This window comes from gamma proteobacterium symbiont of Scutellera amethystina (assembly GCF_059730845.1).
The window spans coordinates 3692896-3713753 of record NZ_AP035935.1 but is presented as its reverse complement, the minus strand read 5'-3'; the positions used below and the strand labels follow the sequence as shown (position 1 = coordinate 3713753).

Annotated in this window: 21 protein-coding genes and 1 pseudogene; 14 read left to right on the top strand and 8 right to left on the bottom strand. The window is 59.1% G+C overall.

What is annotated here, in order from left to right:
* Positions 1-38 precede the first annotated feature (38 nt).
* From AC6I79_RS17590 to AC6I79_RS17560, 7 genes are all read left to right on the top strand, one after another.
* The gene (locus AC6I79_RS17590; RefSeq protein WP_088515971.1) at positions 39-404 is read left to right on the top strand and encodes a hypothetical protein; all 366 of its coding nucleotides are present in this window, start codon (positions 39-41) and stop codon (positions 402-404) included.
* Positions 405-482: 78 nt separating this feature from the next.
* Positions 483-800, top strand: coding sequence for a hypothetical protein (locus AC6I79_RS17585; RefSeq protein WP_088515972.1), 318 nt, complete (start codon positions 483-485; stop codon positions 798-800).
* 109 nt (positions 801-909) lie between these two features.
* Positions 910-1218: a hypothetical protein gene (locus AC6I79_RS17580; protein ID WP_059009494.1), complete on the top strand. Its 309-nt coding sequence runs from the start codon at positions 910-912 to the stop codon at positions 1216-1218.
* An 80-nt stretch (positions 1219-1298) separates the two neighbouring features.
* Positions 1299-1910 carry a hypothetical protein gene (locus tag AC6I79_RS17575; RefSeq protein WP_059009492.1) on the top strand — a complete coding sequence of 204 codons (612 nt, stop codon included), beginning with the start codon at positions 1299-1301 and terminating at the stop codon, positions 1908-1910.
* Positions 1911-1981: 71 nt separating this feature from the next.
* A complete protein-coding gene (locus AC6I79_RS17570) occupies positions 1982-2965 on the top strand; it encodes an ArdC family protein (protein WP_498027430.1) in 984 nt (327 codons plus the stop codon).
* 96 nt (positions 2966-3061) lie between these two features.
* Positions 3062-4012, top strand: a complete 951-nt coding sequence (locus AC6I79_RS17565) for a DUF1281 domain-containing protein (RefSeq protein ID WP_088515975.1) — start codon at positions 3062-3064, stop codon at positions 4010-4012.
* Positions 4013-4138: 126 nt separating this feature from the next.
* Positions 4139-4840: an N-6 DNA methylase gene (locus AC6I79_RS17560; protein ID WP_059009485.1), complete on the top strand. Its 702-nt coding sequence runs from the start codon at positions 4139-4141 to the stop codon at positions 4838-4840.
* Positions 4841-4887: 47 nt separating this feature from the next.
* On the opposite strand, the gene AC6I79_RS17555 is transcribed toward AC6I79_RS17560, so the two are convergent.
* Complete coding sequence (locus tag AC6I79_RS17555; RefSeq protein WP_059009483.1) at positions 4888-5070, bottom strand: hypothetical protein; 183 nt, start codon at positions 5068-5070, stop codon at positions 4888-4890.
* Positions 5067-5308, bottom strand: a pseudogene (locus tag AC6I79_RS17550) (DNA polymerase III subunit theta). Before AC6I79_RS17550 ends, AC6I79_RS17555 begins: the two are co-directional and overlap by 4 nt.
* A gap of 54 nt (positions 5309-5362) precedes the next feature.
* On the opposite strand from AC6I79_RS17550, the gene AC6I79_RS17545 reads away from it, so the two are divergent.
* Positions 5363-5992 carry an SOS response-associated peptidase family protein gene (locus tag AC6I79_RS17545; RefSeq protein ID WP_088515977.1) on the top strand — a complete coding sequence of 210 codons (630 nt, stop codon included), beginning with the start codon at positions 5363-5365 and terminating at the stop codon, positions 5990-5992.
* A 243-nt stretch (positions 5993-6235) separates the two neighbouring features.
* Positions 6236-6451 (top strand): hypothetical protein, encoded by a 216-nt coding sequence (locus AC6I79_RS17540; protein WP_498027431.1) that lies wholly within the window; start codon positions 6236-6238, stop codon positions 6449-6451.
* A gap of 470 nt (positions 6452-6921) precedes the next feature.
* Here the strand turns inward: AC6I79_RS17540 and AC6I79_RS17535 are convergent, their stop codons facing one another.
* On the bottom strand, positions 6922-7350 hold the full coding sequence (locus AC6I79_RS17535) for a hypothetical protein (protein ID WP_059009477.1): 429 nt from the start codon (positions 7348-7350) through the stop codon (positions 6922-6924).
* Between the two features lie 631 nt (positions 7351-7981).
* Here AC6I79_RS17535 and AC6I79_RS17530 point away from each other — a divergent pair.
* Positions 7982-9553 carry a sensor domain-containing diguanylate cyclase gene (locus AC6I79_RS17530; protein ID WP_498027432.1) on the top strand — a complete coding sequence of 524 codons (1572 nt, stop codon included), beginning with the start codon at positions 7982-7984 and terminating at the stop codon, positions 9551-9553.
* 24 nt (positions 9554-9577) lie between these two features.
* Here the strand turns inward: AC6I79_RS17530 and AC6I79_RS17525 are convergent, their stop codons facing one another.
* On the bottom strand, positions 9578-11359 hold the full coding sequence (locus AC6I79_RS17525) for a putative bifunctional diguanylate cyclase/phosphodiesterase (protein WP_481657890.1): 1782 nt from the start codon (positions 11357-11359) through the stop codon (positions 9578-9580).
* A 342-nt stretch (positions 11360-11701) separates the two neighbouring features.
* Here AC6I79_RS17525 and AC6I79_RS17520 point away from each other — a divergent pair, with 342 nt between their 5' ends.
* Positions 11702-13159, top strand: a complete 1458-nt coding sequence (locus tag AC6I79_RS17520) for a methyl-accepting chemotaxis protein (RefSeq protein WP_498027433.1) — start codon at positions 11702-11704, stop codon at positions 13157-13159.
* On the opposite strand, the gene AC6I79_RS17515 is transcribed toward AC6I79_RS17520, so the two are convergent.
* A complete protein-coding gene (locus AC6I79_RS17515; protein ID WP_045814937.1) occupies positions 13156-13362 on the bottom strand; it encodes a DUF3606 domain-containing protein in 207 nt (68 codons plus the stop codon). The genes AC6I79_RS17520 and AC6I79_RS17515 overlap by 4 nt on opposite strands.
* Positions 13363-13723: 361 nt before the next feature.
* Between AC6I79_RS17515 and AC6I79_RS17510 the strand changes: the two genes are divergently transcribed.
* The gene (locus tag AC6I79_RS17510) at positions 13724-13963 is read left to right on the top strand and encodes a hypothetical protein (RefSeq protein WP_039328794.1); all 240 of its coding nucleotides are present in this window, start codon (positions 13724-13726) and stop codon (positions 13961-13963) included.
* A 443-nt stretch (positions 13964-14406) separates the two neighbouring features.
* Positions 14407-16617 (top strand): putative bifunctional diguanylate cyclase/phosphodiesterase, encoded by a 2211-nt coding sequence (locus AC6I79_RS17505; RefSeq protein WP_498027434.1) that lies wholly within the window; start codon positions 14407-14409, stop codon positions 16615-16617.
* Between the two features lie 24 nt (positions 16618-16641).
* On the opposite strand, the gene AC6I79_RS17500 is transcribed toward AC6I79_RS17505, so the two are convergent.
* Positions 16642-17172 (bottom strand): GNAT family N-acetyltransferase, encoded by a 531-nt coding sequence (locus AC6I79_RS17500; protein WP_498027435.1) that lies wholly within the window; start codon positions 17170-17172, stop codon positions 16642-16644.
* 654 nt (positions 17173-17826) lie between these two features.
* Here AC6I79_RS17500 and AC6I79_RS17495 point away from each other — a divergent pair.
* Complete coding sequence (locus AC6I79_RS17495) at positions 17827-17997, top strand: hypothetical protein (protein ID WP_176428074.1); 171 nt, start codon at positions 17827-17829, stop codon at positions 17995-17997.
* A 474-nt stretch (positions 17998-18471) separates the two neighbouring features.
* On the opposite strand, the gene AC6I79_RS17490 is transcribed toward AC6I79_RS17495, so the two are convergent.
* Positions 18472-20133, bottom strand: coding sequence for a methyl-accepting chemotaxis protein (locus AC6I79_RS17490; protein ID WP_059009463.1), 1662 nt, complete (start codon positions 20131-20133; stop codon positions 18472-18474).
* A 433-nt stretch (positions 20134-20566) separates the two neighbouring features.
* On the bottom strand, positions 20567-20821 hold the full coding sequence (locus tag AC6I79_RS17485) for a biofilm development regulator YmgB/AriR family protein (RefSeq protein WP_222985823.1): 255 nt from the start codon (positions 20819-20821) through the stop codon (positions 20567-20569).
* Between the last annotated feature and the right edge of the window lie 37 nt (positions 20822-20858).

The following is a 20858-nucleotide window of genomic DNA, read 5'->3' as shown; positions in this document are numbered from 1 at the left end:
TCAGGGACAGATTTCCCCGACGCTTCAGGGAATCCTCAATGAACGATTTAACTCTCACTTCAGATTTTTATCATCGTGCCAGCGAGCGTACCGCTCACAAAGTCGCACTGGCCAAAGCAGAGGGCGAGCTGCTGAGTATCGCAGCGCTTCGCCGTTTTGGCCTGAATACCGGGACAGATGACGACGGCTTTCCGTTTTACGTCTGGGAAATGGCTGCGGTCGCCAGGGACCTGGCTGAACTGCATGTCCGGAAGCTTATACCTGAATCATGGGAGGCATTCTTTAACGGCCTTTGCCGCATGGCAGAAGGTATTGATAAAGAGGCCTGGACATATTTCTACAAAAGCGCAGTCAAAGACGAAAAATGCTTTCTGGCTATGGAAAATAGCGAAGCAGATTTCTGAGGTGATGCACTTAACCCGTATGGGGATTTTCTCCATACGGAGACAAATCCTCTTATTTTTACTGAAGAGGATTTACCTGTGAATACACTGGCATTTAATACGTTATTACTCGTTAAACATAACAGCAGCGAATGGCACCGGATGTGGAGCAGGCTGGCAAAGCACAGATCTAACCGCGCCCTGCAGGACCCGGCTGTTGCTGATAATGACGGTGAAGTCTGGCAGTACATGGAGACAGTGGAAAAACGCGTTCTGTGGTTTGGAAAACGCTACATCCATCGTTTCCGTCATCGTTATCACCCAGCCTGCGGTTGCGCCATGACAGTTCACATTCCTGCCAGCCGAACCTTTAACCCGGACGATCCGGATAACGCTTTATATCATCACTTCGGTTAGTCATTAACCAGACGCCGGCGTCATTTATGACAAAGGCTTTAACCCATGCGGGGACAACCTCCCTGCATCTGCGGTGATGGTTTTCTCCGCATTCATTAAGGAGAAAACCATGAGCAGTATAATGCTGTTACTTATCACCCGCACATCGCGCGCCCTCAGCTGCCTTGCAGAGGCAATGCGTCAGCAGCAGGCTGAATGGTTCACCAACCGCAGCGGACACAGCAGTTTCCGCGCCGAGGTCGTTCAGTCTGAAGGAGGGTTTACCGCCATCATTTCACGCAGAACGGGCTACAGTTCGCGTGACTGGCAGTATCAGCAACTTGGCAGCGCAGGTAAGTTTGCCTCCGCACGTAAGGCTTTACGGGCGGGCCGGCAGATGGCGCAGCAAATGGCCGGATTGCGTTACCGTTTCGACTGAATCTGTTTTTACTGATTAACACTTCCCGGAGGGGCCTTCCCTCCCGGGGAGGTTTCCTCCTTCTTTTATACGGAGGAAATATGATCCGTTTTACTTCTGCTGAACTTCGTCCGCTTTTCACACAGAACCTGGGTATGCAGCGCCCGCTGATACTTGAAAAGAACCTGGGGATTTATCTTCGTGTACCTGATGACAATCATCCCGGAGAGTGGCTGAAAGCCTGGGCTGCAGGGTGTAATCCGTCGGAGGATGCAGACTGGTCAGAACTTGCTGACTCACTGATACCCGAACGGGAATTCTCCTTTCAGACCTTTATTGCGCAGAGCATGTTTGATGCTGTGCTGAATGACCAACATGATCTGCTCATCAAACCCGTTATTAGTAACCTGAACAATGCGCTGACGCTTCATGTGGAAACGCATCCACCGCTGAAGGTGTATGTACCGGTGAGCGAATATCGTGACCGGACCCGCTGGCTTTACGATCAGTCGCTGCGCCATTTTCATGCCTGTGTAGGTAATGCTGAACGTCTCAGCTGGCGTTCGCAGGCATTACATGTTCTCGACCAGGTCATTCGCCTTGATTCAAAGCGGGCGAAACCCGCCGATCGGGAGATGTTTGACAGTGCGGTCGCGAGCGTACGTGACCGTATTCGTTTGGTTATGGCCGACGGCTCCTTACGTTTTTACTGATTTTTCCACTCACCGGTGGCGCATCGTCCGCCACCGGCCGGGATGCGCCCCGTTTTCAAAGGATGCATCCCATGAAAAAGACAACAGCCCGATCCAAAGCGTCAGCAGTACAGACTACTGACCTGTATCAGCAGGTCACCGATAAAATCATTGTGGCGCTGGAAAATGGCGTGCCGCCCTGGCGGCGCCCGTGGCGTTCGGCTCAGAACGTGCACGGCAGCTGCCTGCCGGTCAATGCCGTAACCGGCCGTGCCTACAGCGGGGTTAACGTTCCCCTGCTCTGGATGGCCGCAGAAGAACACGGTTATACGTCCGATCGCTGGCTGACTTTCCTGCAGGCTAAAACTGCGGGAGGTCACGTCAGGAAGAATGAAACCAGCGCGCTGGCCATTATCTACAAACTGTTTGAGAAACAGGCCAGGGACAGCAGTGATAATCTGCTGTTCCGGGACGGAGAGCCGGTTATGGAGCAACTGACCATGCTGAAGCAACTGCAGCTGTTCAACGTTGAACAGTGTGAGGGCCTGCCTGAATTCGTTAGCGGTGAAGGTGTGGTTTCTGTTCCGGCAGAATCCCCGTCTGAACTCAGCGCGGTACAGCTGAATCAGGTACAGCAGATATTCAGCTCCACGGGAGTCGGGTGCGATCACCGCCGGCAGGACCGCGCTTATTACCGGCCGGGCGCTGACCGCATAGTCATGCCGACGGTATCGCAGTTCCGGACGGAGGCGGACTACTGGTCCACCCTGCTGCATGAACTGGTGCATGCCACCGGGCACGGCAGTCGCCTGAACCGGGAAGGCATTACCTCATCGTCACGGCAGTTTGGTGACCCGGTTTATGCGTTCGAAGAGCTGATAGCGGAAACCGGCAGCGCCTTTCTCTGTGCGGAGCTCGGTATTACCGGCGACGTGCAGCACGAAAGCTATCTTGCCGGCTGGCTGAGAGCACTTCGGGAAGACAAACGGGCAATTTTCCGTGCCTGCCGGTTCGCCCGTGAAGCCTCGGAATATTTACTTGCGCCCCTGAACCGTAATACGGAACAGGCGGCATAATCTGACCCGGCGGCTGCGGCCGCCATCATCCCCCTGAGGGCATCTTCCTCAGGAAGATGCCCTCTTTTCGTTTCAACCGACAAGAGGAGTTTCACAATGTTTTCATGGTGCCAGAACCGCCTGGAAATCACCGGTAAGTCAGTCTGCCTTGATGTTATGCAGCCCTGGATTGCCGGCACGGAAAAACCGCTATACCGCCATGCCGTCCGGCAGGCGATAAAACTGTTTCTCGCTGGCTGTGCCGGCATACTCAAGCCTATCAGGGCCATGGACTATGCGCCGTATCCGATGCTGACCGCTTCAGGTACGGGAGCGCAGACTTCACCTAACCAGGCATTCCAGCACTTTATCGAGCTGCTGGAGCAGGATGCGTGGCTGGACACGAAGACACTCTCCCGCATGGAGAAAATCACGCTGCAGTCCGGCATCGATGCGCTGAAATGGGAAGCCATTCCGTTTTCAGCCCGGCAGATAATGGCGCAGCTGATGGCCGTGCATTATGCCGACTGGTTTGGTGTAGCCGGTGCCGGTGGCCAGTTCGATCCGCAGGAGCGCTGGGAATGGCTCAGCAGTATGCCGGAGACAACCTGCCCCTGTGACATGCTGATGGTGATGCCGTCACGTCTTGCTACCGAACTCAACGGCGATACGGGTCTGTTCAGGGGGCTCAATACATCGTTAGAACTTTACATGCAGCTTTTTGGCATGGAGTTCCCGGCAGGCCATCAGGCCAGCTGGAGCCGTGATGATGTGGGTTCGCTCACGCTGCACTTTGCGTCTCCCTGGTATCCGCCGTCAGGTGAGATCATGGGAGAAATGTCACAGTTGTTTGACTGCGAGATCAGGCACTACTGGATTTCACCGGATGCCGGCACGTCAGGTTACAACTGCTTTGACCGGGGCGATCATGTTGACAGCGGTCCGTACCCGGCTGAGGAGCTACGCCAGTCTGCATCGGGTGATGGTGCCCGTATGTACCTGGTTACGCCTGAACCTGCTTTAGTGCCCGCTGTAACCACAGCGCACTACGGCAGTATCCGCGCATAGCGACAATCCAGAACCGGTAATCCGGCTCTGTCGTCCGGCCACAGCGAAACCTGTGGCCGTTTTTTCACCCCGAAGGGAACACCGTTTCCCTTCAGGAAGCGTGTTCCCTTTTCTGAGGAAGCACGCATGAAACAAGTCATTAATCACGAAAAAGCCTTTCTTAAACTCTTTAATCAGACCGCCCGTTATCACCGCCGGCATCAGGTGTTTGAGGATTTCATCAGCTGTAGCGTCATCGCACTGGAAAATCGCCTGCAGTTCTGTGAAAAGCGTGAACAGAAGTACCTGCGCATCGTGTCCCGTTATGAAAAACCTGACGTCAAAAATTTGGCGCAACTGTTTGCCCATGTGGTGAACGGGCTTGAAGAGGAGCTAGGTGATTTTCTGGGGCGGGTTTTTATGCAGCTCGAGATGGGTGATAAATACCGGGGACAGTTTTTTACCCCGTGGAGCATTGCCCGTATGATGGCTCAGCTTCAGCTTGGGAATATTGAAGAACAGCTGAAGGTTAAACCTTTCATTACCCTCTGGGAACCAGCCTGCGGTGCCGGTTGTATGGTGCTGGCGTACGCCAGCGTGATGATGGAGGCCGGTTATCCACCACACCGTCATCTGTGGTTTTCAGCAACGGACATCGATCCGCTGGCCGCAGGTATGGCTTACATTCAGCTCTCACTGTGCGGCGTAGCCGGAGAGGTCGTGATTGGAAATGCCCTGAGCGATGAGCGGCGAAGGGTTTTACGAACGCCGGTTCATTACTGGGAGCGCTGGCCGGAAAGGTTGCGGAATGTCACTAAAGGGCAAAAACAACTTTTTCACGTAGCTTAAAACTCAGCAGGCAGACCTGAATACAGGTCTGCTTTCTTTTGGAAATTTTATGCCCGCTTCTCCCTGAGAAGCCGATTGCGAACACCTTTATGCTCCTTTGTTTTTCGGTGCATATAAAGCATGACAGCTTCATCAGAAGTTAGCTTGCCAATGCTGTATCCGAAATAACAATCTTTCGCTACGTGTTCAGATTCGGCTAGCTGCTTTAATTTTTCAATCGGCGTCGTCATTTCTGCTCCTCCTTCTGATAAATCGGGTCAGTACCGCGCGGGAACTTCTGCGCTTCTTGCCGATAGAATTGCAGACGCTCCCGGAATATTCACGCATTTCTTCTGGCTGCTGCCGCTCCACTTCTGCAGGTATTACCGGCAGGTTCATGCGTTCTTTGTAGGCCGCGCCTGACGCAGCTAAATCCACGTTAACTCTGTCGCGTTCTTCCCGCGACCGGGCTGCAAGGTTATGAGACATGATGACTCCTCCGGATGACAGTATACCGCCTATGCTGAATAGCAGGAGGTAATTATGTGTGGACGGTTTGCGCAGTACAGCAGCAGGGATGAATACTTTGAGGCGCTTGGCGCCAGCCCTGAAGAATTAATCCGGGACCCGGAGCCTATCGGGCGGTACAACGTGGCGCCGGGCACAAAGGTCCTGTTACTCAGTGAACGCGATGGGGATCTGGCGTTCGATCCGGTCTACTGGGGCTATGGTCCCGAGTGGTGGGATAAGGCGCCGCTCATAAATGCCCGCAGTGAAACAGCTGCATCAGGGCGCATGTTTAAGCCGTTGTGGGTGCACGGGCGTGCCGTCGTGCCTGCAAACGGCTGGTTTGAGTGGCAAAAAAGTGGTGCCGGAAAACAACCCTACTTCATTCACCACCGTGACAGGCAGCCGCTGTTTTTTGCGGCCATCGGAAAGGCGCCCTTCAATCGGGAGCACGGGCGGGAAGGCTTCGTTATCGTCACCGCGGCCAGCAATCAGGGCATGGTAGACATACATGACCGCCGTCCACTTGTGCTGACTGCAGACGCGGTTCGGGAATGGCTGAGTCATGATACTTCTCCGGCGCGCGCTGCGGAGATCGCGCGGACCAGCGCTCTGCCTGAATCCGCCTTTTCGTGGCATCCGGGCGTACAGGCATCAGTCCGATGAGCATGCAGCATGATCTTATGCGTCAACGTGATTAAATATATTTAATTTATGACCAGGAATTTTGCCATCAAAATTCCTGTTTATTTAATACAAATATAATCAGATATTTTAAGCGGCTTTTCAGGGGTGATTTTTTTAAGCGAACATAACGAAAATAAATAACGCACCGTGAGAAAACAGAGCTATTATGACCGTGTTATTAAAATAATATGAAATCACAGTAGTTTTTCACCCGGGGGTTATATGGTTCACATTTATTTGCGCACACGTGAAGGCGTGATGAAGGCTTATGCTTTCAGGACGCCTGAACAGGCTTTAAGTATGATTGAGAAAATAAAGGACGATGATTTTCAGTGGTTTAATCTGGACTGGGAGGGCAGGAAATTCACCTGCCCGAAAAAGTTTATTAAAAGAATGACAAGCTGGTCTTATATTAAAATGATGCGGGGATTTCTGTAACCCACCTGCCGTTAACAATCTGGGAATAAATATAATCACGCAGGGATGCGTGTTTTCTTAATATCCGAATCGTTTCGGGCACTGAAAAAAACACTGAGCGGCAGACGTCACTTTCCCGCCGCGAGGTCAGCGCCCGGCCGTCCGGATATGACGGTAACGGCGCAATAAGAAAAAGACGCCCCTCAGCACATACATCGGGGACTTTACGGGTATGTGTGCCTCACCCGCCTGATGCCGGATGTCCGTGTCGCAGGTCTCACAGTGGCTGATAAAATAATAACGATCCTCCGTGGTCAGAGGTGCACAGCAGCGCCGGCAGCGTACGGAACCCATGGCGTTTGTTTCTCCGCTTAACCTGCTGTATCTCTGCAGTCGTTTAAGCAAAGACCGCCGCTGCCGTTAAGGCAACCGGGCGCGCGTGAATAAGATGATTCCTGGCAGCGCGGGTCGCGGTCACGGAAGGGCAGGGCTCAGTGGCAGCGTGCCGGCAGGGCGTCAGCCCAGTGTCGCAGGCTGGCGGCAGAAAAATTCAGGAGGCGTCCTTCCGGCAGTGCGCCGGCCAGCCGGACTCCTCGGCCTGCACGCCCGGACAGCATGTCCAGCATGGCGCCGGGCACCCGGGCGTAGAGAATGTTGCAGTGGCCACGCAGGGCCTCGCCGGCACACGTCCATCCGCCGCCGTCCTGTCCTGCGCTGTTTTGTATGTCATCGCCCGAAAGCCTGCCGTGCGGCGCCTCCAGCGAAATCAGAAGCGCTCCGTCGTCATCGCAGGTCGCGTGCAGAAACACGTTTTTATCCTCCGAAGCCGTGATGCAGGTGCCGGAGCCGGGCGTGCAGGCTGCCGGCTGCGCCCATAAGGGGGACGCCATGAGCACAAACAGCAGCAGCATCTTGTTCATAAACGGCCCGCCTGTCTGTATGAAATTTGTACGCCACCCGCCATCGGGCATGGTGCGCTCCCTGGCCGATGGTGTATGCACCCTGCCCACAGGGTTATCCACCGCACGGGTGCATAAGTTCGCCTGTACGCCGGCGGAGAAAAAAACCGCGCGGGTGCGCGGTCAGGACGTTCCGTAAATACCGGACAATACGCCACCGGTCGTCCGGACCTGAGTCAGGTGCGGAAGGGCGGAGACGCCAGCTCTCTTCGTTTGCTGTGCAGACGCGTTGTGTGTGCAGCGCAGGGAGTATATCCCTTTTATCTGTATGGTACCGGCCCGCCTTCATGAAATAAAACGTCCGGCACGATAAAAAAATGCCCGCAAGCCTTCACGGGCTAATCGTTGATTTATGCCGTGGTGAGACGGCACCGCTTTATTAAGCATTTTCCATGATATTTATCCACGAAAATTGTGTGAAAGCAGAGGATTATCAGATTAAGTTGCATTAAGAAGAATGAAATGCGCTAAGCTGGCGTGGGCCGGCCCCCGCAATCCTGTCGCGCGGCGCATAAAAGGCGCGCTGTTCTGCCATTTAACCCGGTCCGTGACCGTTACACTCTGATGACACCTCAACCGGGCCCCTGACGCCATGCCGCTGAAAAAACTCCGCCTCCGTACACTGCTCCTGTCGCTCTCCGTCGGCGGGGTGATCCTCACCTCCTGCCTGCTGCTCGGGGCGCTGCTGATTTTTCAGAAGGGCAACATCGAGGACAGCCTGCTGGAGAGCAACATCGCCTACGCGAGGAAGCTCGCCGACACCACCGATCGCTATCTCGGCACGGCGCAGCGCGAGCTAGCCTGGAGCGCCACGCAGATTAAGGGCCTCACCGACCCCGCGCTGCTGAGAGGGGAGACCGACCGCCTCCGGCTGCAGTCCGGCTTTTTTAACACGGTGGTGGTGGTAAACCGCGACGCCGTTATCGCCGCCACCTCCCCGGAAAGCCTGAGCCTGGTCGGCGTGAAGCTGCACTCCGATGCGAGCCGGCAGGCCATCGCCACGCAGAAGCCGTTTATCTCGGCCCCCTTTACCTCGGCCTCCGGTAATTACGTCGTGTTCCTGTCACAGCCGCTGTTTGCGCCGGACGGTGGCTATCTGGGCTACATCGGCGGCACCATTTACCTCAGGAAGCAGAGCATGCTGAGCGATATCCTGAGTCAGCATTTCTACGCCCGCGGCTCTACCGTCAGCATCGTCAGCAATGACGGCCTCATCGTGTTCAGCCACGACCCGTCTCTCGTGGGAACCAGAATGACGCTGAGTGCCGCCCTGATGAAGCGACTCGCCACGATGGACAGCGGACGATTCAGCATGGAGGCGGGCGGACAGGCGTTTCTGACGGGGTTCGCCAGCCTGCACAAAACGGACTGGAACATTTTTATCGCGGGCACTTCTGAAACGGTCCGGCATATTCTCGTGCGCACGGCGGAAAACGCGCTGTGGTTCCTGCTGGGGATCATCGTGCTCACGGCCGCCGTCGTTGCCCTGATGGCCGGGCGCATCGCTTACCCGCTTGAAAAGCTGGCCGGCATGGTGCGGGACGACGACAGCGAGGCGTCGCTGGCCTCGGTGCCCGCCTGGTATTATGAGGCCGATCGCCTTAAGGAGGCGGTACAGGATCACCGCCTGGCGGTCGCCGGCCGCATGGCTGCGCTCAGCGATGAGGCCATGACCGATCCGCTCACCGGAATCTGCAACCGCCGCGGCTTTACCCTCATGGCGGACAGGTTCAGCGATGACGCCGCGCAGTGCGTGATTGCCATCGACATTGACCACTTCAAAAAAATCAATGACTGGTACGGCCATGATGCAGGCGATGCGGTGCTGGTCAGCCTCGCCGGTCTGCTGCGGCAGGCGTGCCGGACGGGGGACGTCGTCAGCCGTTTTGGCGGTGAGGAGTTTATTCTTCTGCTGCCGCAGACCTCCGTGGAGGATGCGGCCCGCACAGCGGAGCGCATCCGCGACGTGGTCAGCACCACAACGTTCCCGTACGTCGGCGCCATGACGGTCTCTGCCGGGGTGGCCGCGCTGTCAGACTGTGGCAGCCGCGATGCGCTTCTGCGCCGCGCCGATGAGGCCCTTTATGAGGCCAAAGGCGCCGGACGTAACGTGGTCATCGTCGCCGGACCGGAGGGGTTCAGGCGCTACAGGACGCCAGCCTGAGGGCTGTGAACCCGCGGCGGCGGGTCAGCACTGCCCGCGCAGCTTCCAGCCCAGCCACTCGTCGAGCTCCCCTTCCGGCAGCGGCCGGGAGTAGAAGAAGCCCTGCGCCTGGTCGCAGCCGTACTGGGTGAGTGCGGTCACCGTTTCTGCATCCTCGACCCCCTCGGCGAGCACCGTATAGTCCAGCTCCTTCAGCATGGCGATGATGCTGCGCGCGATGATGCGCGAGGCGGTGTCTGACGAGATTTCGCTGATGAGCGTGCGGTCCAGCTTGATGACGTCCAGCGGCATGCGCCGCAGGTAGCTGATGTTGCTGTAGCCGGTGCCGAAGTCGTCCAGCGAGATGCCAAAGCCCCTGAGCTTCAGCATCTCCAGCCCCTGCATTGCCGCCGGGCTTTCAAGGATGCGCTCGGTCTCCAGGCACTCAATGCCCAGCAGCGAAGTGGGCAGCTTTGCCTTCAGCATCTTTGCCTCCAGCGCGTCGGCAAAGCCCTCGCGGGAAAAATCCCTGCTGCTGATATTGATGGTTACCGGGAGCTGGATGCAGCTGTTGCGCAGGCGGGCAAGGCGCGCGATAGTGCGGTCGGTCACCCAGGTCGTCAGCGCGCTGAGCAGTTCGGTCTGCTCTGCCAGCGGCACGAACAGGGCGGGAGAAAGTTCGCCGCGCTGAGGGTGACGCCAGCGCACCAGCGCCTCCAGGCCCACGGGCCGGCCGCTCTGCAGGCAGATTTTTGGCTGGAAGGCGAGCCACAGGCCTTTGTCTTCCTGCAGCGCGGCCGCCAGGTCATTCATCAGGGTAAAGTCCTGAGTGTGGCGGGCATCGCTGGTCTCGCTGAAGCGCATGGCGGGCACGCCGCGCCCGATGGCCTCGTGCAGGGCGCTGACCGCGCGGCGCAGCACCTCCTGCGCCGTAATACTGCCCGTGATAAAGGCCACCTCGCCGGTGTGGGTGCTGAGCGCAACGGCGATGCCGTCACCCAGGTCGGCGCTGATCCCCTCCAGACGCCCCGCCACCCAGTCCGCGCTGAGCCGGCTGTCCGCCCGCGTCAGCACCGCAAAGCGGCCGGTGGCAACGGTATAAAGCATCTCGCCGGTGGCAGGGCGCAGCCGCAGCGGCAGCAGCGTGGCCACGTCCTTCAGCAGGCTCTCCACCGGGCCCATGCCCATTGAGCGCGCGAGTTCATAGGCGCGCGGCATGTCGATGCAGTCAATCAGCACCAGCCGGCGCGGCGTATTATCCCCCGCTGCCGCCAGATACTGCAGGTCGCGGATGAGGCGCTGCCGGTTAGGCAGTCCGGTGACCGGGTCAGTGAATCCCGCGGAGTGCCAGGCCTCGAGAAACGACATCACCAGCGCGGCCAGCAGCTTCAGGGTGGTAACCTGCCCGGCGCCAAACGGGTGCGGGGCAGTGTCCGTGACGCACAGTGTGCCGAGCACGATGCCTTCGCGGTTCTTCAGCGGTACGCCGGCATAGAAGCGGATGTAGGGTGCGCCCGTGATGAGCGGGTGCGTGACGAAGCGGGCGTCCAGCCAGGTGTCGGGCACCACCACCGGGCTGTCGCTGTCCACCGCGTGACGGCAGAGTGAGTCCTGCCGCGAGGACTGCGTGAGGGCGAAATTGTGGGCGGCCCGCACGTGCTGGTGCTCGTCGTCCAGCACGGAGATAAAGCTGCCGGGGATACCCAGCGCCTGGCTCGCCAGCCGCACAAACTTGCGCAGCACGTCGTCGCGGCTTTCGTCGGGGCTGCGCAGCGCTTTCAGCGCCCGCGCGCGGCGATCGCTGTCGCCGTTAATATTCATCAGCATGGGTTCCTCCGCACCGGCCTGGTTCCGGTGCGAAATTATAAAGAGAAAGTGGACGGTAACGGACCGGTGTAAAAGGCAATAACTGCGAAAGGGAAAAGCGATTAAAACTTTTTTATGGCGCTTATTATAGGCGTTGTCTGGCCTGATGTCATGTTTATTTTCTTTATCAAATTATTTAGCGCAGCGCGATTCTTTTATTTTATCGTCGGGAAGTTCCCTTTTTTAATATTCCTGCCAGACTCCTGTTTAATAAATGCAGCGCGCAACTTAATCACGCGCCCAATAAAATGAACGATAATGCTTCTTATTATTTTAAAATAATAGCAACACCGGGGATACCTTTTGCACTTACTCAGACACTTTACCATCCGCCGCGTCGTGCTGTGGATGATGATTGTTTCATTTAGCATGGTTGCGGTCGCCGGCGCCTGGAGCGCGCTGACGCTGCGCGAAATGTACCGCCACGCCGACCACGCCGGTGCGCTGACCCGGCAGCTGACCTTTCTGGCCCGCGCCGGCCTCGTCATGCAGGGCGGGACCGCAGCCGAGAAGACGGCCCTGCTGGCCGCCGTTCCGCCGGAGGCGGCGTGGGACGGCTACCGCGCGGCGTTGAGTGAGCCGGACCGTTATCCGGCCGCCGGCCGCGAGCGGCTCGGAAGCCTGACGCAGCAGCTCGCGGCCGACGACGCGCCGGTGATGGCCGGGCGCCACCGGCTGGAGGTGATTCTCAGCAGCGCGCTGCTGGCCGCTGCCGCGCTGCTGGCGTTCTGTGACCGCTATCTGGTGGTGCGCCTGGTGCGCCCGGTAGCGAAAATCCGCGCGCACCTGAAGACCATCGCAGGGGGTGACCTCACGCGCGAGCCGGAAGACCTGGGCCGCAACTGCGTCGGGCAGCTGGTGCCGCTGGTCCGTGAGATGCAGCACAGCCTGCTGGACGCGGTGGCGGCCATCCGCGACAACGCGGCGATCCTGCACCGCGAGGCTGGCGAGATTGCGGCCGGCAACGCCGACCTGTCCGACCGGACCGCCACTCAGGCCGCCGCGCTGGAGCAGACCGCGGCGAGCATGGAGGAAATTACCGCCACTGTGGCACACAACGCGGAAAACGCCTGCGAGGCGCGCGAGCTGGCAGAACGCACCGCCGGCACCACGCAGCAGGGCGCGGAGCAGGTGCAGACCGTGGTTGATGCCATGAGCGGCATCGCGGAGGGCTCAGAAAAAATCCGCCAGTTCACCGCTACCATCAACGGCATTGCCTTCCAGACCAACATCCTGGCGCTCAACGCCGCCGTTGAGGCCGCCCGCGCCGGGGAGCAGGGGCGGGGCTTTGCCGTGGTGGCGGCCGAAGTGCGGTCGCTGGCACAGCGCAGCGCGGCCGCCTCAAAAGAGATTGAGGGCCTGATTGCCGACACCGTGGCGCGCGTCAGCGACGGGCGACGGGCTGCCGGCAGCGCCGGTGCCACCATGAGCGAGGTGCTGCACGGCGTCGGTGAGGTCAACGCGCTGATCGGACAGATTGCCCTGGCTTCGGAAGAACAGAGCAAAGGGATTGCGCAGGTCACGCTGGCGGTTGCGGAGCTTGACCGCGTCACGCAGCAGAACGCCACCCTGGTGCAGGAGGTTTCTGCCACCGCGGGCAACCTGAACGGGCAGACGATCGCGCTGGGCGGCGCCATCACCCGCTTTACACTGCCTGCAGAAGAAGGCAACGTGGCTGTTGCCGCGTCCGCTTCACCGGTCAGCCCGCGCCGGGCGACCCCGCCACCTGAAGGCGACTTGGTGGCCTTCAGGCATCATTAACGCGTCGTGCGGGGGGGCGGATTTTTCTCCAGCCACGCCCGCACGCGGTCGGCTTCCGGGCCCGCCTCGCGCACGGCCCGGGTCAGACGCTCCTGGGTCGTGCGCAGTTCCAGCGTCCAGAACGTGATCTGCCACTGCTCCCGGATGTCTATGCGGCTCAGGTCGGCGGGTACCCGCCGCTGAATATAATCGCGGTTTTTCATCAGGTTATCCTTTTCATCAGTACAGGGGGGGGCGGCACAATAAATACGGCCGCCGGCAAGCCCTGCCTATCCTGGCGAATAATAATCAGGAAAACACCGGATTAATCCCTCTGTCAGGATTTCGTAAAAAAAGGAGAGGATTCCTGGGTGTATGGATATTATGCCTGTCGCGCTGAGCGGCTGATTTGGTTTAGCGTTATAGAAATAAATCAGGTAATTGCGGTTGACTATCCCGCGATCGATTAAGGGCGCATTGCATTACGGAATAAATATTAAGATAATGTGATGTATCAGGGGCGTGTTCCGTATTTTTTATCCTGACGGCCCGTTGTGGTCCGCCTGCCCGCGAAAGGAGTGTCTTCTGGGAAATCAGCTTTTATACCGGCCCGTCGCGGTCGGTTCCGACGTCCGCGAGCTCCGGCTTGCGGCCGGCCTGTCGCAGGAGGCCGCCGCCGAGCGGTTTGAGCTCAGCCTGCGCGTCTGGCAGATGAAGGAGGCGGCGAAAAATCCCGCCCCCCTGAGCCAGGGAGAGTACGAGCTCCTGCTGCTGCTCGCCGGGCGTCACCCGCACTATGCCCTTGTGCCGCAAAAGAAAAAGTAGCAGGCTCTGTTCCCTGAGCCCCCTGAAGTTCAGGCGGGCCCGGCCGATAAAAGGATAAGGACATGAGCGGAAAGTACTACTATGCAGTTCGATGCGGGCGCCCCGCGATTGAAGAGGTGCACTGCGCGGGCTGTGGCGAGCTGGCGCAGGCCGGCGGGGGCCGCTTTCTCGGCACGTTTTACTCGCTCAGGCACGCGCTCCAGTCCGCGCGCCTGCGGCATCCCGACTGCGTAATCTGCCTGCGGTGCGCCTCCCTGCAGCGCTGAAACGCGGCCAGGAGTGGTCCTGAAGTAACGTTTTCGTGATGCCCGGACAGCCGGGCGTCACTGTTATCCCTGACTCCGCCCGCGGCGGGGTCAGCTGACGGGCCTTTCTTCCGGCGGCGGGGCGGCAGGGATTTCTGCGGCCCCGTCTGATTGAACGTGTCCCCTTTTTGCTGTGTCATGCCGGCCACAGCTCATTCGACCCGGGGGGGACAGACCCTGAAACGCTCGACATCAGACCACGAAGCGACCCGTCTTGCGGCGCTGGCACCCTATCAGCAGGCGGATGCGCTGCCGGAAAACGCGCTGGACCGGCTCACCACGCTCGCCGCGCGCCTTTTCCGCGTGCCCACCGCCTTCGTTTCGCTGATTGACGAACAGCGGCAGCTTTTTGCGTCCCGCTACGGGCTGAACATCACCGGCACCGCCCGCAGCGTCGCCTTCTGCGACCACACGCTGGCGCAGGGGGAGATCCTCTGCGTGCCGGATACCCTCGACGATCCGCGTTTTCGCGACAGCCCGCTGGTGCACGGCTACCCGCACATCCGCTTCTACGCGGGGATCCCGCTTGCCACCCCGGACGGCCACCATATCGGCACCGTGTGCCTGACCGACACGCAGCCGCGCCCGCCGCTCACGGACGCGGACCGGCAGCACCTGGCCGACATCGCCGCGCTGGTGATGGACCGGATGGAGGTCCACCGGCTCGAGGTGCTGCGCCACGCCAGCCAGCAGCGGCTGGAGTCCATCTCGGCCACCTCCCCGGACGCCATCATCTGCACCGACCTGCGCCGGGGCATCACCTTCTGGAACCCGGCTGCCACCGCGATGTTCGGTTACGGCCCGGAGGAGATGGCGGGCCAGTATGTGGCCGGGCTTATTCCCGAGCGCTGCCAGACCGACTACCGCAACGAGCTGGAGCGCCTGACGGCCGACGAGGCGGCGATTTCGCAGCCGCGCACGCTGCAGATATGGGGGCTCAGGCGCGACGGCCGGGAGTTTCCGGCCGAGGTGTCATTCTCGGGCTGGCGGGAGGGCGGCGAACGCCTGGTGGGGATGATTGTGCGCGACGTCACCGCCCGGCACGAGAGCGAGGCCCGCCTCTGCGAGCTCGCCTCGCTGGACATGCTGACGCGTCTGGCCAGCCGCGGTGCCTTTATGCAGCAGCTGGGGCAGCTGACCGAGGCCGGCGTGCCCTACACCCTGCTGATGACCGACCTGGACGGCTTCAAGGAGGTCAATGACACGCTCGGGCACGCCGCCGGCGACGCGCTGCTGTGTCACGTGGCGGAGCAGATCCGGCTGGTGTGCGCGGAGGCGGTCACTGCGGCCCGGCTCGGCGGCGACGAGTTTATCATCCTGCTGCCGGGCGGAAGTACCGGTGCCGGCCTGACGGCGGAGCGCCTGATTGCCGCCGTGCAGACGCCATTCAGCTACCACGGCTCCCCCGTGATTGTCGGGGCCAGCACTGGCATTGCCGCCTATCCCGAACACGGAGAAGACGCCTCGTCGGTGATGTCGGCGGCGGACCTGGCGCTCTACCGGGCCAAGGCGTCGGGCAAGGGCTGCAGCGTCCTGTTCCGGCCCGAATTCCTGGCGGCGGAGCAGCGGCGCCGGCGCTTTGAACGCGAGCTGGAAACCGCGGTACGCCAGCAGCAGTTCATCCTGCACTACCAGCCGCGCTATGACGCCGGCAGCGGCCGCCTGCTCGGCTGCGAGGCGCTGGTGCGCTGGCAGCATCCGGCCCGCGGCCTGCTGCTGCCAGCCGAGTTTATGGATATGCTGGTGAAAAGCCCGCTGTCTGTGACGCTCGGCGACTGGGTCATCCGCACCGCGCTGGCGCAGGTCCGGCAGTGGCAGGTCCGCTGCCCGCGGCTGCGGGTCAGCGTTAACCTGTTCCCGCGCCAGCTTTCCGGTCCCGGGCTGGAAAGCGTGCTGCGCGAGTCCGCGGGCGGCGACGCCGCCTTTGTGGACCTGGAGGTGGACGAGCCGCTGCTGACGGGACTCGTTGAGGAAATGCCGGCACAGTTTGCGGCCATCCGGCGCACGGGGGCCGCGTTCGTCATCGATCACTACGGCCGCAAGCTGGGCGCCATCAGCCTGCTTCGGCACGGCTTCGTCAGCGGCTTCAAGATTGACAAGTCGCTGACGCTTGAGCTCGGCACCAGCATGTGCGTGCGGATGATGTTCCGGGCCATCGCGGCGCTGGGGAAAAGCCTCGGGCTCAGCGTGGCGGCCGAGGGTGTGGAAGACGCGGAGCAGCGGGCGTACGTAACAGGCGCCCGGTGCGACATCATGCAGGGGAACGGGCTGTGCAGACCCCTGACGGCGGTGGCGTTTGAGGCGCTGCTCAGCGCGGAGGGTGACAGTAAGACGCTGAAGCACAGCTGATAAAACGGCGCCCTCAGCGGCCCATCAGCCGGTGCGCCAGCTTATCGGGCAGAAGTAAGGGCAGCGAGCCCGGAAACAGCAGACCCCGGCCGGTCCTGTGCAGCGGGTCAGACGCTCATAGTTCGCCAGCTCGAAGTTGGTGGCGGGCACCTCTGCCAGAAGTCCCGCAGGACCGCTTCCGGGCTTTCGACTATCAGGCTGGCGTTTCCACCGACGCTGCAGGCGCAGCCAGGCTACTTTGTAATCCAGACCGCCCTTTCCCGCAACTGCCTTACTTAACCGCATCTGCTCCACTGATGAAGTCGGTTCAGCCGGGGCAAACCCGGAAGCCTCAACACGTGTAGCCGCCGCCAGCGTGACGGCCCATGCGCAAGCTTGCTGCGCAAGCCAGGTGCCGATACCGCTTCCGCGCAGCGGCGGGGCCAGCACCAGACCGCCGGGTGCCAGCGCCACACGTCCCGGCCGGCCGTGCGTGAAAACGGCGCTGACGGTGCCCGAAAGGTCGCCCTGCGGCAGAGCTGATAGCACGTGCCAGGCCAGTATCAGCGAACACATCGGGCTCCGTGACCTCCGGCAGGGAAAGTGCCCCTCCCGGACAGACACCAGGAAGCTGACCGGCGTGTCAGGCAGAATGTCTGTGGATAAACGGCGGACCGTCAGGAAATATTCCGTAAAGGGCCCACCCTGTGGCGGCTGACATAAAACGGCTCCTGATGGTATTCAGGGTACCGTGATGTGAGCGGAGCGCGCTTTACAGCAATGCGCGCTCAGCGGGCCATAATTCAGGATAAACTGTACCGGCTGAAACGATAGTGGCGCAGTCAGTGTAAAAAAATCAGTGAATCAGACACTTCCTGGCATCACTTTCTCGACAGCGTAATATATTCATATAATGTTTTCCCGTATCATGGATGGCGGCTTTCCGCAATATCAGTAAGCACTTTGTGGACTCTGGTCCGCCCTTTACACAGCCAGCGTAAGACCGGTTATGTGAAATCCAGCCTTGATCCCGGGTCTGAACATCCCGGGTTACTTTTTGCCATGTGTCCCGCCACATCGTTTCCGGCTGTACTCGCTGCTGCCCCACGTTGTTCTGTGACACCGTGCACGTTTATCTATTCCGCCGCCGTCACCTGCTTTACGCCTGCGTGACAGAGTCAGGTTGGGAGTGATAAAACCCAAAAGGTTGAGTTGACAGGAGGCATCCCGATGAAAAATGCTGCCACACCTTACCGCGAAGCGCTGATACGTCTTTGTGCGCTCAGGTTGCGCTACCGGCGTGCGAGCCGTAATCCGGCCGCCGGAGTGGTTGACCTTGCGGCGTTGATGTCCGAGCTCGAAGAGGCCGAACAGGACGTTGAGCGACATGAAAAGCAGTAAATGCTTCCGGCAGATCGGGCTTTAAAGTTTTACGCCAGCAGGCCTATACGAATAAGGTGATTAATCCGATGGCCACACTCCACGAGTAAGTCCGTTTATCTCATTGACGTTTTCAGGGGCTGACCGGCCCTGACCGTAACGCGCTCCACAACGTCTTCCGTAACTGCAGATGCAGGCATGACACCGCGCCTCTGCCGTGATTACTGCCACCGGTTCATGCCTGACATTTTCTGTCTGGTCAGTTTGATAAAACCGGCTTCCGGGAGGAAGCCATCAGCACAATCAGTCGCAGTATCTGTTATTTGTCCCCTGATAAGGCACACTAAAGATGTCGGTACGCGCAGGCCAGACATATGCGCAGCGACGATGTACTTTTTCTGGCCGGCAGGCACCACGCCAATAACGTAAAAACGCTGAAAGGCTGAGGAAGGGTCCCTGCCCCGTGTTTCAGTCTAAGAAACCGTAACTGCTGCCTCAGAAGCTCTTCCAGTTATCATCTCCCGCTGCCGCAACGGCAGGGGTGGGACGTAATGCAGCAGCCGTCCTTATCGGCCGTGTTGCCTGAGCGCGCACAGTGTCTGACTGTCCCGAATCGGGAACCAGCGTAAAGGCACTGACCAGCTGATTCAGCGCCGCCGCCTGCTCCATCAGCGAGCGTGACGCGGCCGAAGCCTCTTCAACCAGCGCGGCGTTCTGCTGCGTCACGTCATCCATCTGGTTTACGGCAATATGGACCTGCCCGATACCCTGAGATTGTTCACTGGCGGCAACGGATATCTCATCGACAAGGTCGGTGACCTGCCGCACGGCGTCGTTCATGCGGGACATATTCTCTCCTACACCCTCGGCCTGCGTCGCTCCGGCTTCGACAAAGCCCATGGATGACTCAATCAGCTCCTTGATTTCGCGGGCGGAAGAGGAGGAGCGCTGCGCGAGGTTGCGGACTTCGCCGGCGACCACAGCGAAACCACGGCCCTGCTCCCCGGCACGCGCGGCCTCGACGGCGGCGTTCAGGGCCAGAATGTTGGTCTGAAACGCAATCCCTTCAATGAGCCCGATAATATCCGTAATTTTTGCAGAGCTCCCCCTGATGTCACCCATTGTGCCCAACAGCGTGCGCACCCGGCCGGCGCTGTCTTCAGAAATATCGCGGGCATTTTTCGCCAGCTGACTGGCAAGCTGTGTGTTTTCTGCGGTCTGACGTACGGTCTCACTCAGCTCTGACATGCTTGCCGCCGTCTGCTCCAGCGAGGCAGCCTGCTCCTCGGTTCGTGAAGAGAGGTCCTCATTACCGGCTGCTATCTGCGCAGAGGCTGAGCTGACCGACTGTGCAGAAGCCTCGACCTTCGACAGCGAGGCTGAGACGTTTTCAATAAGATGATTAAACGCTTTTGCGGTCAGGCCGATTTCATCCCGACGCGACTCGTCCACCCTCAGAGTCAGGTCAAGCTGCTGGCTGGCGATTTCCATAGTCTGCCGCATGCCGTTGAGCTGTCCGCGGATAGCGAAAATAGTTTTCAGCGCAAAAAAGGCCAGAATGGAAATGGCCAGCATTGAGCCACCCACAAGGCTCCAGACTGTCATCTGATAAGTCCGGTCATTTTCTTTACGCAGAGTACTACCGATGTTCACATTCAGTTTGAGCTGTTTCTGGTAGCCAGCAATCAGCTGGCGGGCAGCTTCTCCAATGCCGTCATTGCTCTGAAGCGCCCCCAGTGCAACGGCGTCATTCTGTGCGCGTGAGCCAGCAAGAAATGCAGGAAGCGACGATTCAACCTGTTTGATGGTGGAGAACGCCTTCTCTGTCAGTTGCCGGTCCTCCTCGTTCGATATGTCGTTATTTAGGTAATACTGGTTCAGTGATTTGATATTACTGATAGCTTCATCGATTTTCTTTTCAACTTCAGCCTGCCGCCGCGGGTCTGTTGCGCTCTGGTGGCGGTAAAGCCAGATAATAAGGGAGTTACTGCCGTCTACCAGCTTGCCCAGGTCCAGCAGTGAGGCAACGGTATTTTCCTGCACATACTGAAAGCGGGACTGAAATCCGCCGGCAACCATGACGGCCACGATGACCATCGCGACCAGCGCGGCTGAGAGAAGTGAAAAGGTGAGCAATAATCGCTGTGTAATCGTCATCTGTAATTCCTGCCATTGTAAGTGACTGATACTTTATGAAATCTGAAAATAATAAAAACTTTCAGCATATATATCGGCAGAAAAGCAGGAAACGTTATTTCAGGAAAGGCGCACCCGGCGAAATAAATTCTGTTTGTGGCAATCCCATTGCCTGATCCTGTTCGATGAGGATATCCATACAGCATCTCTCAGCAGCACTGTGGCGGATGAGCATCAGCGCCCCCGAGCTCTGAAAGAAAAAAGCCTGTCTGGCCGCTATCGGCCTGCTGGCAGAGCGCCTTCACTGACTCAGAATCGTAATGTTCAGGAATAAACCAGCGGGTCGTTGGCTCTTCCTGAGATACAGGTGCTCATTAACCCGTCCGCTTAAGCAGATAAGGCCTGCGAAGCAGGCCTCATACAATCAGTGTTGTGGCTTCATTGCCGAACCGGACTAAGCGTCCTCTTCCTCTCGCGAATACCCCACAACCATCTCCAGCGCGCCGCGCAGTACATCGAGCCTGACGACGTCAGAGGTGCTCTCCAGCTCTGCTATCAGGCTGAGTATCACGTCCTTTCGCAGCACGCGTCCGCCCTGAGCCTTCAGGCGTGCAAATACCGCGCTGATGATTTCTGATTCAGCGGCCAGCTGATCGCCGCGCTGATTAATTACACTGAGAATTTCTTCTTCGGTTTTGTTCTGCTGCATAACCCATCATCCGGGACAGATAAAGAGAAGGGCGCCG